The sequence below is a fragment of the Glaesserella australis genome, from assembly GCF_003260095.1.
In the GTDB taxonomy this organism is placed as follows: Bacteria; Pseudomonadota; Gammaproteobacteria; order Enterobacterales; family Pasteurellaceae; genus Glaesserella; species Glaesserella australis.
In genome coordinates, this window is the sequence record NZ_PTPX01000017.1 from 150,269 (window position 1) to 165,739 (window position 15,471).

Sequence of the window (15,471 nt, forward strand, 5' to 3'; positions counted from 1 at the left end):
TTCTTACTTCATCGCCACTCCCAACCACTTCACCATCTCTCTCTCATTCCACCCCTTGCGTTTTGCATAATCAACCGCTTGGTCTTCATCAATTCTGCCAAGGGTGAAATAATTACTCGCTGGGTGGGTGAAGTACCAACCGCAGACGCTGGCGGCTGGGAACATTGCGTAGCTTTCGGTGAGTTTCATTCCGATGCGTTGTTCGACTTCGAGTAAATCCCAGATGATCTGTTTTTCCGTGTGTTCAGGGCAGCTTGGGTAGCCCGGGGCTGGGCGGATACCGATGTATTCTTCACGGATTAAGCGGTCGTTGTCTAAACTTTCGTCAGTGTAGCCCCACACTTTGATACGCAGTTCAAAGTGCAAGTATTCCGCCATTGCTTCGGCTAAACGGTCGCCGACAGCTTGGAGTAAGATAGCGTTGTAGTCATCGCCAGCGGCTTTGTAGCCTTCCACTAAGTCGTGTTCTTCAATGCCTGCACAAACGGCGAACATTCCGAACCAGTCTTGTTTGCCGCTTGCTTTGCTTGCGATAAAGTCGCTCAAGCACAGGTTGTACGGGCTTTTGCTGTTTTTGCCCCGTTCGCTTTGTTGGCGGAGATTGTAGGCTTTGCCTGCCAATAAAGTGCAGTCAGAATTTTGATAAATTTCAATATCATCGCCTACGCTGTTCGCTGGGAAAATCCCCATAATGCCGCTTGGGTTGAGCTTGCGGTTTTGCTCTAATTCGTCCAACACACGTTGTGCGTCGTTATAGACTTTGCGGGCTTCTTCGCCGCCTTCTGGATAGTCGAAGGCGTCAGGATAGCCGCCCATTAAGCCCCAAAGTCTGAAGAACGGCGACCAGTCGATAAATTGGCGTAAAGTCGCAATCGGTACGTTTTTGTATTCCACAATGCCCGTCTGTTTTGGCTCGGGAGCTTTATAATCCGCCCATTCGCCGCCGAAAGCGTCAAAGGCATTTTTGCGAGCATCTTCAATTGATAATTGCTTGCGTGGGGCTTTTTTGTTGGCGAAAGCGTCTTGAATTTGCTCGTACTCTTTCTTCATTCGCTCCCACAATTCCGCTTTGGTGTCAGGGTTCATCAACGCCGCACAGACCGTCACCGCACGAGATGCGTTGGTGGTGTAAATCACTTCGTGCTTGTATTTTGGATAGAGCTTGATTGCCGTGTGTTCTTTTGATGTGGTTGCACCACCGATAAGCACTGGAATGTTCAAATTCAAGCGGTTCATTTCGCCTAAAAAATACTCCATTTCATCAAGGGACGGTGTGATCAAACCGCTCAAGCCGATGATGTCCGCTTTTTCGTCAATTGCCGTTTGAATGATTTTATCCGCAGGCACCATTACACCCAAATCAATCACTTCAAAGTTGTTACATTGCAACACCACGCTCACGATATTTTTGCCGATGTCGTGTACGTCGCCTTTCACGGTGGCGATCACCACTTTACCACTCGATGAACCTTGCTGTTTAGCGGCGTTGATAAACGGCTCCAAATAAGCAACAGACTGCTTCATCACACGAGCGGATTTCACCACTTGCGGTAGGAACATTTTGCCGTCACCGAACAAGTCGCCCACTACGTCCATACCTGCCATTAGCGGCCCTTCGATCACTTCAAGCGGTGTCGGGAATTTTTGGCGAGCTTCTTCGGTATCTTCAATGATGTAGTTGGTAATCCCTTTCACAAGGGCGTGTTTCAAACGTTCTTCCACTGGCCACGTCCGCCATTCCGCCACGCCAGTGTCTTCGTTACTAGCGGTCACATTTTTGTATTTTTCTGCAATTTCCAGCAAACGATCCGTACCGTCTGGTACACGGTTTAACACCGCATCTTCAATCACATCACGCAATTCAGGGTCGAGATCATCGTAGATCGCCAACTGCCCAGCATTCACAATCCCCATATCCATACCTTGCTTAATGGCGTGATACAGGAACACCGCGTGAATGGCTTCTCGCATCACGTTGTTGCCACGAAATGAGAAGGACACATTCGACACACCGCCCGAAATTTTGGCGTGCGGCAAGCTGCGTTTAATACGACCTGTAGCATTGATAAAATCCACGCCGTAGTTGTTATGTTCTTCAATCCCTGTGCCAATGGCAAAAATGTTCGGGTCGAAAATAATGTCTTCAGGCGGAAAGCCCACTTGATCAACGAGAATGCGGTAGGCTCGAGTACAGATTTCCACCTTGCGTTCTTCGGTGTCCGCTTGCCCCACTTCGTCAAACGCCATCACGACCACCGCCGCACCATAACGGCGAACCAATTTCGCTTGGTGGATAAATTTCTCTTCCCCTTCTTTGAGCGAAATGGAGTTCACAATCCCCTTGCCCTGCACCGATTGCAAGCCTGCTTCAATCACTTCCCATTTCGATGAGTCGATCATCACCGGCACTTTCGCCGCATCAGGTTCAGTCGCCATAATGTTTAAGAAACGGGTCATACATTTTTGCGAGTCGAGCAAGGCTTCGTCCATATTGACATCGATCACCTGTGCGCCGTTTTCCACTTGGTCAATGGCAATTTCAATGGCTTCTGCGAATTTTTCTTCTTTAATCAAACGTTTAAACTTCGCCGAACCCGTCACATTATTACGCTCGCCCACGTTTACAAACAGGCTTTCGTCATCAATGTTCAACGGCTCTAAGCCCGACAAACGCATTGCGATTTTGATTTCAGGCAATTGACGTGGCGGAATGTTAGCCACCGCGTCCGCAAAGGCTTTGATATGTTCAGGCGTTGTACCACAACAGCCGCCGACAATGTTCAAGAAACCGCTTTCCGCCCACTCTTTGATGTGAGCCGCCATTTCTTCCGCCCCTAAATCATAGCCGCCAAAGGCATTCGGTAAGCCGGCATTCGGGTGCACCGACACATAGGTTTCCGAAATTTTCGACATCACTTCCACATAAGGACGCAACTCTTTCGGGCCTAAAGCACAGTTCAAGCCAAAACTGAGCGGTTTGGCGTGGCGGAGCGAGTTATAAAAGGCTTCCGTAGTTTGCCCTGAAAGCGTCCGCCCTGATGCGTCCGTGATCGTGCCTGAAATCATAATCGGTAATTCTACGCCCAATTCTTCAAACACTTGGTCAATGGCAAACGCCGCCGCTTTAGCATTCAGCGTGTCGAAAATGGTTTCGATCATAATGATGTCCGAACCGCCTTCGATTAAGCCACGGGTCGCTTCCGCATAGGCATCAACCAATTCCATAAAAGTGATGTTACGAAAACCCGGGTCGTTGACATTCGGCGAAATAGACGCAGTTCTATTTGTCGGCCCTAAAATCCCCGCAACAAAACGGGGTTTTTCAGGCGTGCTGTATTTATCCGCCGCAATACGAGCCAATTTTGCCCCTGCAAAATTCAGCTCATAAGCGACCGCTTGTAAGTCGTAATCCGCTTGCGCAATGGTGGTGGAGCTAAAGGTGTTGGTTTCAATAATATCCGCCCCAGCTTCAAGATATTTTTCGTGAATAGACGAAATCACTAACGGCTGCGTTAGGGTAAGCAGATCGTTATTGCCACGCAGATCAATTTTGGAATCTTTAAAACGCTCACCACGGAAATCCGCTTCCGTCAGTTTAAATTGTTGAATCATCGTCCCCATCGCACCGTCTAAAATCAGAATACGTTGTGAAAGTGCGGTCTTTAATTGAGTGGTTTTAGTGTGTTGCATAAGAAATCCCGTAAATCATCTGAATTGGAAGAATAATAGGGGCGAGCGTGGGGAGTGTCAAACCTTATCTTTTATAATAGAAATTTGTATTATTTTTCATCAATTAAATTATTTTTAACAAAATGCAATCTTTTATGGGTTGATTGCATTTTGTTTTTTTTTTGTACAATTTGGTGGCTTTTTTAACTCACTTTTTATAAGGATCTACAAATGAAAAAAACGCTTCTTTGCTTAACACTTGTATTAACAATGACGGCTTGTACAGTAAATCACGAAGGTAGTACCAAACTACGCGAGCAAACATTAACCTCAATAGAAAGCAAAATTATCGCCAATAAAACTACGAAAAATCAAGTTCGTGAATTAATGGGTGAACCAACCAAAATAACGCTAGAAGGTAATTTAAACGAGCTTTGGTTCTATGAATCTTATGATAAACATATGAACTATACACCGACAGTAATGTTGCCTATCACCTTACCATTAGCGATTGTTTTCGGTTCAGGAAAGCTAGTTGAGCCAATTAAAGAGAAGAAAAATGTGAAACATCTTCGAGTAAGAATTGACACAAGCACCAATATGGTTACAAATGTTTCTACGGCAGTGACAGAAAAGGATTGGTACTAATTTAACTCTTTGAACAAGCGGTCACTTCCCTGAAAAATTCAGCAAAAAGTGACCGCTTGCATTTTATCGTTTTAGTGTCAATTTCTCTCCTACTTACTTTAATAGATGAAACATTAAAACTATATAATAAGTAAACAGCATTTTTACATTACTGCTTAATTTATGGAAAATGCATCAAGTTTCTTTCTACAAGCGGTCTGTTTCTTCTATAAATTTGCAAATTTCCCCCGAAATCTCACCGCTTTCTTTTCCCTTTGGCACAATTTTCAGGTAAAATCCGCCGATTATTTTTCTTTTATCAATCACAATTAAAATAGGACATTTACTGCCCTTATGAAAATGCAGAATATTCGTAACTTTTCTATTATTGCTCACATTGACCATGGTAAATCCACCTTATCTGACCGCTTGATCCAAACCTGTGGTGGTTTGTCGGATCGTGAAATGGAAGCTCAGGTATTGGACTCAATGGATTTAGAGCGTGAGCGTGGTATTACCATTAAAGCACAAAGCGTAACTTTAAATTATCAAGCTAAAGATGGTCAAACCTATCAATTAAACTTTATCGATACGCCAGGACACGTGGACTTTTCCTATGAAGTGTCTCGCTCCCTTGCGGCGTGCGAAGGGGCGTTGTTGGTGGTGGACGCAGGGCAGGGCGTGGAAGCTCAAACCTTAGCGAACTGTTACACCGCTATCGAAATGGATTTGGAAGTAGTGCCGATTTTAAACAAAATCGACTTGCCAGCGGCAGATCCTGAACGTGTTGCCGAAGAAATTGAAGATATTGTCGGCATTGATGCAATGGAAGCGGTGCGTTGTTCGGCAAAAACAGGCGTGGGGATCGACCTTGTTTTAGAAGAGATCGTGGCGAAAATTCCTGCCCCTGAGGGCGATCCTGAAGCACCTTTGCAAGCATTAATTATCGACTCGTGGTTCGATAACTATTTGGGCGTGGTTTCCCTTGTGCGTGTGAAAAATGGCGTACTGAAAAAAGGCGACAAAATCAAGGTGATGAGTACAGGGCAATCTTATAACGTAGATCGTCTCGGTATTTTTACGCCAAAACAAGTAGATACTACCGAGCTAAAAACAGGTGAAGTAGGTTGGGTGGTTTGTGCGATTAAAGATATTTTAGGTGCACCAGTAGGCGATACTTTAACGCATCATCACAATCCAGCAAGCGATGTGTTGCCAGGCTTTAAAAAGGTCAAACCGCAGGTTTATGCAGGTTTATTCCCGATTAGCTCTGATGATTATGAAGCGTTCCGTGATGCCTTAGCCAAATTGAGCCTAAACGATGCATCCTTATTTTATGAGCCTGAAAATTCAACGGCGTTAGGTTTCGGTTTCCGTTGTGGCTTCTTAGGCTTGTTGCATATGGAAATTATCCAAGAGCGTTTGGAGCGTGAGTATGATTTAGACCTGATCACTACAGCCCCAACGGTAGTCTATGAAGTTGAACAAACTAATGGTGAAACGATTTACGTTGATAGTCCGTCAAAACTGCCAGCAATTAATAACATTTCAGAAATCCGTGAGCCGATTGCGGAATGTAATATGTTGTTACCACAAGAGTTTTTGGGCAACGTGATCACCCTATGCGTTGAAAAACGTGGTGTGCAAACTAATATGGTGTATCACGGCAATCAAGTGGCGTTAACTTATGAAATCCCAATGGGTGAAGTAGTGCTTGACTTCTTCGACCGCTTGAAATCAACTTCTCGTGGCTATGCGTCATTAGATTATGGTTTCAAACGTTTCCAAGCAGCAGATATGGTGCGTGTGGATATTATGATCAACGGTGAACGTGTTGATGCGTTGGCATTGATTGTACATAAGGCAAATGCCCCTTATCGTGGTCGTGAGTTAGTGGAAAAAATGAAAGAGTTAATTCCACGTCAGCAGTTCGACATTGCTATTCAAGCGGCAATCGGAAACCACATTATCGCTCGTTCAACGGTCAAACAGTTGCGTAAAAACGTGTTGGCAAAATGTTATGGCGGTGATGTGAGCCGTAAGAAAAAACTGTTGCAGAAACAGAAAGAAGGTAAAAAACGAATGAAATCGCTCGGTAACGTGGAAGTCCCACAAGAAGCGTTTTTAGCGATTTTGCACGTTGGGAAGGATTAATACCACATTCCCCCCTCAGCCTTCGGCAGCTCCCCCCGCAAGCGGGGGGAGCGAAGTTATATTTAAGGAGAATAAATGAGCAATATCTTAACTATTGGCTTTATCACCGTACTCTACGGCGTTTGGAAAGTGTTAGACTCAATGCAGCTGCCAAACACCATTTCAATCGTGTTAGTCGGCTTAGTGATCATCTGCGGTGGCTTTTGGTCGTTTTACAAATTTAGTGCCGAACCACGCCGCTTGCGTGCGATTGAGCGTGAAGAAAAACGCTTAGGCAAACCGCTGACAGCGGAAGAAAAAGCAGCCATTCAGCCACGTTCCCTTGTCGGTGATTTTTTTGCTTCACTGTTTGGTGTATTGGCTCTTGTTACTATTTTACGCTCGTTTATTTTTGAGCCGTTCCAAATCCCAAGCGGTTCGATGGAGCCAACATTACGCGTAGGCGATTTCTTGCTCGTGAATAAGTTTGGTTACGGTATTAAAGATCCGATTTGGCAAAATACCTTAATTCCAGTCGGCAAACCAGAGCGTGGCGATATTGCTGTGTTTAAAGCCCCAAAACAGCCACACGTGGATTACATCAAACGTGTTGTGGGCGTGGGTGGCGACCGTGTGAAATATGATTTCCATACTCGCAATTTAACGGTAATTCACGGTGATTCGGGCAAAGAAATGGTGTTTAAATATGAAGGTGGAACACCAAACCCTGACTTCTTCTATCACGGCGAAATGCAGGTTGAACGTACCGAAATTGGCGATGTGACTCACCAAATTCTGAACAATCCGCAAGCCTTTAATTATGAGCCGTATTTCTTCAAACAAGACGGTATTCCTGCGGGTGAATGGGTAGTGCCTGAAGGACACTATTTTGTAATGGGCGATAACCGTGATAATAGCGAAGACAGTCGCTTTTGGGGATTTGTGCCTGAAAAAAATATGGTCGGTAAAGCAAGCGTTATTTGGTTAAGTCTTGATAAAAAGCCGAACGAATTCCCAAGTGGATTACGTTTTGAGAGAATGTTTACATCAATCAAATAAATATGTAGGGGCGGACCGATGTGTCCGCCCGTAAAATTGAATATAAATGGGCGGACACATCGGTCCGCCCCTACAACGTCTAAATTTATGCAACTAGAACGATTACAAAGAAAATTAGGTTATCAATTTGCTAACCTTGATTACCTCAGCCAAGCGCTCACTCATCGCAGTGCAGCCTCTAAAAATAACGAACGCCTTGAATTTTTAGGCGATTCGATTCTCAATTTTGCCATTGGCAAAGCTCTCTATGAAAAATTTCCCAAAGCAAACGAAGGCGAATTAAGCCGTATGCGTGCCGCCCTTGTCAAAGAGCAGACCCTTGCGATTGTTGCTCGTCAGTTTGAACTGGGTGAATATATGAAATTGGGGGCAGGGGAGTTGAAAAGTGGTGGCTATCGCCGTGAATCGATTTTATCTGATTGTGTGGAAGCGATTATTGCCGCTGTTTATTTAGATGCAGGCATTGATAAAGCAATGGAACGAGTTCACCATTGGTATCAAGAACTGCTTAACGGAATGCAACCCGGCGAAGCTCAAAAAGACCCGAAAACTCGCTTACAAGAGTATTTACAAGGTCGGAAATTACCGCTCCCAACTTATGAAGTAACAGATATTAAAGGCGAAGCCCATAACCAAACCTTTACCGTGAGTTGTAAAGTAGAAAAAATTGACGAGATTTTTATCGGCAAAGGTACCAGCCGCCGCAAAGCAGAGCAAGATGCGGCGTTAAAAGTGATTGGGGTGTTGGGGATAAAATAACATCATAATGTAGGGTGGGTCTTGACCCACCATTTTAACGCAATATCTTGATTTTATTGGTGGGTCAAGACCCACCCTACAAATTTCTTTTTAAAGAGAACAAAAAATGACAGATCAAAAAACCTATTGTGGCTTTATTGCCATTGTTGGTCGCCCGAACGTAGGGAAATCAACGCTACTAAATAAAATTCTAGGACAGAAAATTTCGATAACGTCACGCAAGGCACAAACCACTCGTCACCGTATTTTAGGGATTAAAACCGAAGGGGCGTATCAAGAGATTTATGTGGACACACCAGGGCTACATATTGAAGAAAAACGTGCGATTAACCGCTTGATGAACCGTGCCGCAGCCAGTGCGATTGGTGATGTGGATATGGTGATTTTTGTGGTGGAAGGCACGAAATGGACGGACGATGATGAAATGGTGTTGAACAAACTGCGTTCGACCAAAGCCCCTGTGATTTTGGCGATCAACAAAGTGGATAACATCAAGGAAAAAGAAGAATTATTGCCACATCTTACCGCTTTATCGCAGAAATTCCCGTTTAAAGAGATCATTCCGATTTCGGCTCAACGTGGCAAAAATGTGCATATTTTAGAGAAATTTGTGCGTGAGTCGCTCAAAGAAGGCATTCACCATTACCCTGAAGATTATGTCACAGACCGTTCGCAACGCTTTATGGCATCGGAAATTATCCGTGAAAAATTAATGCGTTTTATGGGGGAGGAGTTGCCTTATTCTGTAACGGTAGAAATCGAGCAGTTCAAAACCAATGAACGTGGTACTTACGAAATTAACGGCTTGATTTTGGTGGAACGTGAAGGGCAGAAAAAAATGGTGATCGGTAATAAAGGTCAGAAGATCAAAGTGATCGGCACCGAAGCCCGTGCGGATATGGAGCGTTTATTTGACAACAAAGTTCATCTTGAATTATGGGTGAAAGTCAAAGCAGGTTGGGCAGATGATGAACGTGCGTTGAGAAGTTTGGGTTATATTGACGAATAATGATCGAACAATGGCAACGTGGCTTTGTACTACATCGCAGAGAGTACAGCGAAAGCAGTCTGCTTGTTGATTTTTTCACAGAACATCACGGGCGGATCACCTTACTTGCCAAAGGGGCAAGACGATCTCGTTCGCCGTTAAAATCATTGCTACAACCTTTTACGCCCTTGTTGCTACGTTGGAGTGGTAAGGGCGATTTGAAAACCTTAACCAAAGTCGAAGCAGCATCGCTCACCTTACCGATGCAAACCCTTGCCTTGTATAGCGGTTTTTATGTGAATGAAGTGCTTGCAAGAGTTTTGGAAAATCATACCGCTTACCCAGAATTATTTCAGCATTATCTCCATTGTGTCACCAAACTTGCTAGCCAGCCGAATGAAATCGAACCGATTTTACGCACCTTTGAGTTTCAAACCTTAAAAGCACTCGGCTACGGCGTGAATTTCTGCGAATGTGCCGCCACAGGCAAGCCTGTCGATCCGCAAATGCTCTATCAATTCCGTGAAAATGAAGGCTTTATTGCTTCCCTTTTACAGAACAACCACAGTTTTCTTGGCAAAGATCTGTTAGCTTTTGATGCACTGGATTTTTCCGATAAAGAGACACAACAGGCAGCAAAACGTTTTACTCGCATTGCCCTCAAGCCTTATTTAGGTTCTGCACCGCTCAAAAGCCGAGAGCTGTTTCAAACAATTTTGCCGAATAGGCTGAAGTAAATTATTTACTTCTCGGATTGGTTATTTCGCAATCCCTTTCTTAATCATCTCTTCAAAGAACGGGTAATCGACCAAAAAGGCATCGTGTCCAAAGTCGGAGTGAAATTCGTAGAAATCGACATTAACGCCTGCATTTTCGAGTCGTTGTTTGCTTTTGTGTAGGTCAATTTGTTTGAAGAGCTGATCGCTTGTTACACCAACTAGGGTGTAGTTTGCTTTAATTCGAGCCAGTGCTTCTTGTTCGCTAGCGTAGGTGAGTGCTGGATCGTAGAGATCTAAGGCTCTTAATAAGCGTAAATAGCTATTAGCATCAAAACGGTCTAAAAATTTCACCCCTTGATAGCTCAAGTAAGATTCCACTTGGAAATGATCGCCCCAAATAGAACCAGTCTGTTTTACTTCACGCCCAAAGGCTTTGGCGAGTTGAACATCGGTACGGTAGGTAAGCATACCGAGCATTCGGGCGATTTTTAAACCGTTGTCTGGCGGTGTGCTGTCATAATAGTCGCCATTGTTGAAGTGGGGATCATTGATGATTGCTTGTCGCATCACGTGGTTAAAGCCAATCGCTTCAGCACTAAAGGTTAAAGAAGAACAGAGATTGACCACATTTCTCACCCGTTCAGGATAATCTACTGCCCACTGAGTCGCTTGCATTCCACCAAAAGAGCCACCGACCACCGCTTGTAGTTGTGTAATGCCGAGCTTATCAATTAAGGCTTTCTGTACTTTCACAATATCTTGTACCGTAATGACGGGGAACTGGCTGCCATAAGGTTTATTTGTACTTGGATTAATCGAGGCAGGACCTGTTGTGCCTTTACAACCGCCTAACACATTCGAGCAGATAAAAAAGTATTTATCCGTATCAAACGCTAGCCCTGAGCCGATAAAATCTTGCCACCAGCCTTTATCCGCAGGCGGTGCGTAATAAGGCTCCGCATCGCCCGTTAAGGCGTGACACAACAGCACGGCATTACTTTTTTCCGCATTCAATGTACCGTAAGTTTGGTAAGCGACATTGACAGGCGAAAGGGTTCCACCAAGAACAAGCTCAAGGGGAATATCATCAAAAAGAGTAATCTGCTGTGCCATAGAAATCCTTACAAAAAACGGTAAAAAGCAACCGCTTGCTATGAATAGAAGCAAGTTTACGGAGAGCAAAGGATTTCGTCAAGAAATTTTAGACATCTAAACGTCTAGATTTTTAAACGGCTAAAACAAGCGGTCAGATTTGCATAAAATTTTTCAAATTCCATTCGAGAAACAGGGAATATTCTTGCAATTTCTCTTGTCTCGGCTATGCTTATCGCCATTTGATTTCTTTATTTGGATTTCTATGTCAAACCATCAACCCGTTAAGGGAGCAATAGCCATTATTACCGCAGGCTTTCTATTTGCTTGTGTGAATACGCTGATCCCAAAATTAACTTCCGTTTCAAATATTGATGCGAGTGTGATTGCGCTAGTGCAATATTTAGTTGCCTTTGTGTTTTTAATGCCAAGCATGGCGAATATGGGCTTTTTTCAGTCATTAAAAACGAAACATTTTGGGCAACACTGTTTTCGAGTCTTTCTTTCGGCAATCGGGATTCAATGTTGGACAATGGCATTGGCTCACCCTATTCCGATTTGGCAAGGAATTGCTTTGTTAATGACTTCGCCGCTATTTGTGACTATCGGCTCAGGGCTTTTCTTAAAAGAGAAAGTGGATGCGAAACGTTGGGTTGCCACTTTCTTAGGTTTTATCGGGGCGATGATTATTTTAGAACCTTGGGCAGAAAATTTTGATTGGATCGTATTGTTACCTGTTGCAGCTGCGTTCTTCTGGGCGTGCTATTCATTGATGGTGAAAAAATTATCCAGTGATGATTCACCAACGACCATGGTGGCTTATCTCTTTATTTTAATTACGCCATTTAACTTATTGATTGCATTGACGAATTTAAGCCCTGAAGGTTTTAGTTTGCCTTCGTTTAGTGACTTTGGCTTTTTAATTTTATTGGGCTTTTTAACCGCATTAGCACAGCTTGCGGTTGCCAAAGCCTATAATTTAGCCGATGCGTCTTATATTCAACCGTTTGATTTTATTAAATTACCATTGAACGTTTTAGCAGGTTGGCTTGTCTTTAACTGGGTGCCGCCGGGTAAACTTTGGTTAGGGGCGGCAATTATCATTGGGGCGACAATGTATATTACGCACGCAGAAACAAAGCAAACGACAAAAACAGATTAGGTATGTATGGAACATTTACAAGTATCACAACAAACTCAAGGAAAGGAGCATTTTTTAAAAAAATGCTCAAAGATGTTGCGACGTCTTGTAAAACCACTTTTGAAGCTCTGTGCTGTTTTGTTTCTGTTTATGCTCGCGATTGATTTTGGAACAGGTTATTTAGTTCGAGATCAAATTTATACCGATATTGAAAAATTACCCAAACGAGAGTATGCCGTAGTGCTTGGTACGGCAAAATTTTATTTATCAGGGCAACCAAATCTTTATTATAAATATCGTTTAGAAGCAGCTAAGTCTCTATTTTTACACAATAAAGCTCATTATTTATTGATGAGCGGAGATAATAAAACAGCGTATTATAATGAGCCTAAAATGATGACAACAGATTTGCGTAGAATGGGGATTCCACTGCAAAATATTAAACAAGATTATGCAGGCTATTCTACGTTGGATTCAATTATTCGGGCAGATAAAGTCTTTCGTTTAAACCAATTTATTATTGTTTCTCAACAGTTTCATTGTGAGAGAGCATTATTAGTAGCAAGATTTAAGAATATTGATGCAATTTGTTTTGCAGCCCAATATCCTGATGGACATTATAAAGTGAGAATCAGGGAATTTTTTGCTAGAACAGCGATGGCGATTAGGCTACTTTTAGGCGCAGATGCTTCAACATTAGAGCCTTCACAAATTACTGCCCCATAAAATTGATTTATAAAAATAAGCGGTCATTAAGTGCAAATTTTTTGCAAATAATGACCGCTTGTTGTTATGTTTATTTAAGCAGTTTGTGTTTGTTTCGCTTTAAAAATAAAGACTAATGCAACAAGTACAGCGGCTGTTACTGTAAATGAAAGCAATGCTGATTGAGTAAAGCCAAGCACTAAGTAGCCTACTGCAGATGCTGTAGCAACGGTTACGGCATAAGGCAATTGCGATGTCACGTGGTCCATGTGATTACATTGTGCGCCAGTAGATGACAAGATCGTTGTATCCGAAATTGGTGAACAGTGGTCACCACAAACCGCACCAGCCATGACTGCAGATAAGCAAGGTAACAATAATGCAGGTTCTGCATTTGCAGCCATTGCTGCTGCAATCGGTAACATAATACCAAAAGTACCCCAGCTTGTTCCCGTTGAGAATGCCATTGCTGCACCTAAAATAAATAAGATAGCAGGTAAAAATGCAGGATCAATATTACCAGCAACGAGAGTTGATAAGTATTTACCTGTTTGCATATCACTCACGATACCATTGATTGTCCATGCAAAGAATAAGATAGTGATGGCACCTTGCATCGATCTTGCTCCAATAGCATAGGATTTAATATAGTCCCCTAAACTTACTTTACGACCAAACATAATCAATAAGGTTGCAACAGCAAGTGAACTTAAGCTACCGATAACTAATGAAATTCCTACAGTCGTATTTTCAAAAGCGCCTAAAATATCAAATGGTTTGCCATTTTCTGCGAGAACCTGATTACCTGTATACATCATCATTGCGAGTGTTGCGAAGATTAATGTGATGATAGGTAAAATTAAGTTCATTACATTACCTGTCTCTTTTGTTTCTGCAATTTGCTGTTCGGTATTTACCTGTGCAGTTTGTTCAGCCTGTTGTTCGAAGCGAGTCATAGAACCAAGGTTGATTGAGAAATAAGCTGCAGCAAAAACCAAGATCATTGAGAAAATAGCATAGAAGTTCATTGCACTCATTGCCATAAATGCACCTAATGGGGTGTACTGTGTGATGCTATAAGTAGTCAGTAAACCTGCAATAAGAGTAATGATATAAGCGCCCCAACTTGAAATTGGCATCAATACACACATAGGCGCAGCTGTAGAGTCAAGAATATAGGCTAATTTTGCACGAGAGACTTTGAATTTGTCTGTCACAGGTCGAGCGATTGCGCCTACGGCAAGACTATGGAAGTAGTCATCAATGAAAGTCACAAAAACTAATGCAGCAGCCATTAATTTTGCGCCACGCTTGCCCTTAATACGTTGTTGTGCCCAATTTGCGAATGCTTGGTTACTACCTGAAATACTTAATAATGCTGTTAATACACCAAGTAAAAGCAAGAAGAGAATAATATTCACATTGTTAGAATTTAAGCCTTCTTCACCATAAATGAGTGAAACAACGTTTTTCTTTAAATGCAAAAATGCGTCAATCGGATTTCCGCCAGTGAGCATTAACGCACCGACAATAATACCAATACTTAAAGACACTAATACTCGACGAGTAACAATAGAAAGCACTAGCGCTAAGAGCGCTGGTACTATCGACCATATAGAACTTGAATAATCAACTAGATTCATAAAACCTCTAAGATTGTTTTTAATTAATAAAATTTGCCAAACAAAGAAAGAGATCTACTGAATACACTTACACTTAGTAATGAGTATAAATATTTTAAGGAAGGGAATGGTGAACTAAAAAAACCCAGCCTAACAGTAGCACTCCATAGCCTAAGCTATGACAGTATCGTTCCTTTCGATAACGATACCAACCAATTAAGATGACGCTTAATTGATTTCGGCGGCTACACCTTTCTTCTTTTTTCATCGTTTTCCACTCTAAAAGAATACTTATTGCAGTCGCACCTCTACAATTTGTAGGACTTCACTAGATTACCTGAAGATATAGCAGTTGCCAATAGGGGAGAGAAAATTTCGCTACAGAAATGAAGATGATTTATTCATTTGAACTCCGATCTCTTCATATTTTTTCTGAAATTTAGTTTTTTATATTTACCAGAAAAATATATTAGGATATGATAAAGTAGTTTCAGTAAAATTGAAGAGTAAATGAATTATTAAAATAACTTTAGGAGAATAAAATGTCAGATTTATTAAAATCTTTATCAAATATTCGTAGTTTACGTGTGGTTGCTCGTGAAGCGTCTTTAGAACAATTAGAATCGATCGCAGAGAAAATTGCTATTGTGATCGAAGAGAAACGCGCTGAGATTGAAGCTCAAGAAGCAGAAAACGCAAAACGTTTAGAAAGCTTAAATAAGTATCGTGAATTATTAAATCAAGATGGTATTTCTGCTGAAGAACTTGTGCTACTGCTTGCGGGGGAGAGCGTAGAGCGTAAAAAACGTGAACCAAGAGCTCCACGCCCAGCGAAATATAAATTTATTGATGTAAACGGTAATGAGAAAACTTGGACAGGGCAAGGTAGAACACCGCGTGAAATTCAACAAGCTCTAGATGCGGGTAAATCATTATCTGATTTTGAAATTTAATTAA

The 15,471-nt window shown here is 42.4% G+C and carries 12 protein-coding genes and 1 riboswitch; of the genes, 9 read left to right on the forward strand and 3 right to left on the reverse strand.

Annotation, left to right across the window (positions count from 1 at the left end):
• Nucleotides 1-3 precede the first annotated feature (3 nt).
• Nucleotides 4-3,690 (reverse strand): methionine synthase, encoded by a 3,687-nt coding sequence (metH, locus tag C5N92_RS09030; RefSeq protein ID WP_111750525.1) that lies wholly within the window; start codon nt 3,688-3,690, stop codon nt 4-6.
• Nucleotides 3,691-3,939: 249 nt separating this feature from the next.
• Between metH and C5N92_RS09035 the strand changes: the two genes are divergently transcribed.
• From C5N92_RS09035 to recO, 6 genes are all read left to right on the forward strand, one after another.
• On the forward strand, nt 3,940-4,317 hold the full coding sequence (locus C5N92_RS09035) for a hypothetical protein (RefSeq protein WP_165827753.1): 378 nt from the start codon (nt 3,940-3,942) through the stop codon (nt 4,315-4,317).
• Between the two features lie 339 nt (nt 4,318-4,656).
• Complete coding sequence (gene lepA / locus C5N92_RS09040) at nt 4,657-6,450, forward strand: translation elongation factor 4 (protein WP_111750551.1); 1,794 nt, start codon at nt 4,657-4,659, stop codon at nt 6,448-6,450.
• 75 nt (nt 6,451-6,525) lie between these two features.
• Complete coding sequence (lepB, locus tag C5N92_RS09045; protein ID WP_111750527.1) at nt 6,526-7,488, forward strand: signal peptidase I; 963 nt, start codon at nt 6,526-6,528, stop codon at nt 7,486-7,488.
• An 87-nt stretch (nt 7,489-7,575) separates the two neighbouring features.
• Nucleotides 7,576-8,247, forward strand: coding sequence for a ribonuclease III (gene rnc, locus C5N92_RS09050; RefSeq protein ID WP_111750528.1), 672 nt, complete (start codon nt 7,576-7,578; stop codon nt 8,245-8,247).
• Nucleotides 8,248-8,353: 106 nt separating this feature from the next.
• Nucleotides 8,354-9,256: a GTPase Era gene (gene era, locus C5N92_RS09055; RefSeq protein ID WP_005711218.1), complete on the forward strand. Its 903-nt coding sequence runs from the start codon at nt 8,354-8,356 to the stop codon at nt 9,254-9,256.
• Nucleotides 9,256-9,972 (forward strand): DNA repair protein RecO, encoded by a 717-nt coding sequence (gene recO, locus C5N92_RS09060; RefSeq protein ID WP_111750529.1) that lies wholly within the window; start codon nt 9,256-9,258, stop codon nt 9,970-9,972. Before era ends, recO begins: the two co-directional genes overlap by 1 nt.
• A gap of 21 nt (nt 9,973-9,993) precedes the next feature.
• Here recO and metX read toward each other — a convergent pair whose 3' ends face one another.
• Complete coding sequence (gene metX, locus C5N92_RS09065; protein ID WP_111750530.1) at nt 9,994-11,067, reverse strand: homoserine O-acetyltransferase MetX; 1,074 nt, start codon at nt 11,065-11,067, stop codon at nt 9,994-9,996.
• 244 nt (nt 11,068-11,311) lie between these two features.
• On the opposite strand from metX, the gene C5N92_RS09070 reads away from it, so the two are divergent.
• Both C5N92_RS09070 and C5N92_RS09075 read left to right on the forward strand, forming a co-directional pair.
• A complete protein-coding gene (locus tag C5N92_RS09070; RefSeq protein ID WP_111750531.1) occupies nt 11,312-12,208 on the forward strand; it encodes a DMT family transporter in 897 nt (298 codons plus the stop codon).
• 72 nt (nt 12,209-12,280) lie between these two features.
• A complete protein-coding gene (locus C5N92_RS09075; RefSeq protein WP_111750552.1) occupies nt 12,281-12,913 on the forward strand; it encodes a SanA/YdcF family protein in 633 nt (210 codons plus the stop codon).
• Between the two features lie 74 nt (nt 12,914-12,987).
• Here the strand turns inward: C5N92_RS09075 and C5N92_RS09080 are convergent, their stop codons facing one another.
• A complete protein-coding gene (locus C5N92_RS09080; RefSeq protein WP_111750532.1) occupies nt 12,988-14,535 on the reverse strand; it encodes a Na+/H+ antiporter NhaC family protein in 1,548 nt (515 codons plus the stop codon).
• Nucleotides 14,536-14,663: 128 nt separating this feature from the next.
• A riboswitch (Lysine riboswitch) is annotated at nt 14,664-14,833 on the reverse strand.
• 223 nt (nt 14,834-15,056) lie between these two features.
• Here C5N92_RS09080 and C5N92_RS09085 point away from each other — a divergent pair.
• Nucleotides 15,057-15,467 (forward strand): H-NS family histone-like protein, encoded by a 411-nt coding sequence (locus C5N92_RS09085; RefSeq protein WP_111750533.1) that lies wholly within the window; start codon nt 15,057-15,059, stop codon nt 15,465-15,467.
• The last annotated feature ends 4 nt before the right edge of the window (nt 15,468-15,471 follow it).

Bases quoted from the DNA above. Each gene is read 5' to 3' on its own strand.
- C5N92_RS09070 (WP_111750531.1), top strand. From the start codon at position 11,312: ATGTCAAACCATCAACCCGTTAAGGGAGCAATAGCCATTATTACCGCA.
- C5N92_RS09085 (WP_111750533.1), top strand. From the start codon at position 15,057: ATGTCAGATTTATTAAAATCTTTATCAAATATTCGTAGTTTACGTGTG.
- lepA (WP_111750551.1), top strand. From the start codon at position 4,657: ATGCAGAATATTCGTAACTTTTCTATTATTGCTCACATTGACCATGGT.
- C5N92_RS09035 (WP_165827753.1), top strand. From the start codon at position 3,940: ATGACGGCTTGTACAGTAAATCACGAAGGTAGTACCAAACTACGCGAG.
- rnc (WP_111750528.1), top strand. From the start codon at position 7,576: ATGCAACTAGAACGATTACAAAGAAAATTAGGTTATCAATTTGCTAAC.
- metH (WP_111750525.1), bottom strand. From the start codon at position 3,690: ATGCAACACACTAAAACCACTCAATTAAAGACCGCACTTTCACAACGT.
- recO (WP_111750529.1), top strand. From the start codon at position 9,256: ATGATCGAACAATGGCAACGTGGCTTTGTACTACATCGCAGAGAGTAC.
- C5N92_RS09080 (WP_111750532.1), bottom strand. From the start codon at position 14,535: ATGAATCTAGTTGATTATTCAAGTTCTATATGGTCGATAGTACCAGCG.
- era (WP_005711218.1), top strand. From the start codon at position 8,354: ATGACAGATCAAAAAACCTATTGTGGCTTTATTGCCATTGTTGGTCGC.
- lepB (WP_111750527.1), top strand. From the start codon at position 6,526: ATGAGCAATATCTTAACTATTGGCTTTATCACCGTACTCTACGGCGTT.
- metX (WP_111750530.1), bottom strand. From the start codon at position 11,067: ATGGCACAGCAGATTACTCTTTTTGATGATATTCCCCTTGAGCTTGTT.
- C5N92_RS09075 (WP_111750552.1), top strand. From the start codon at position 12,281: ATGTTGCGACGTCTTGTAAAACCACTTTTGAAGCTCTGTGCTGTTTTG.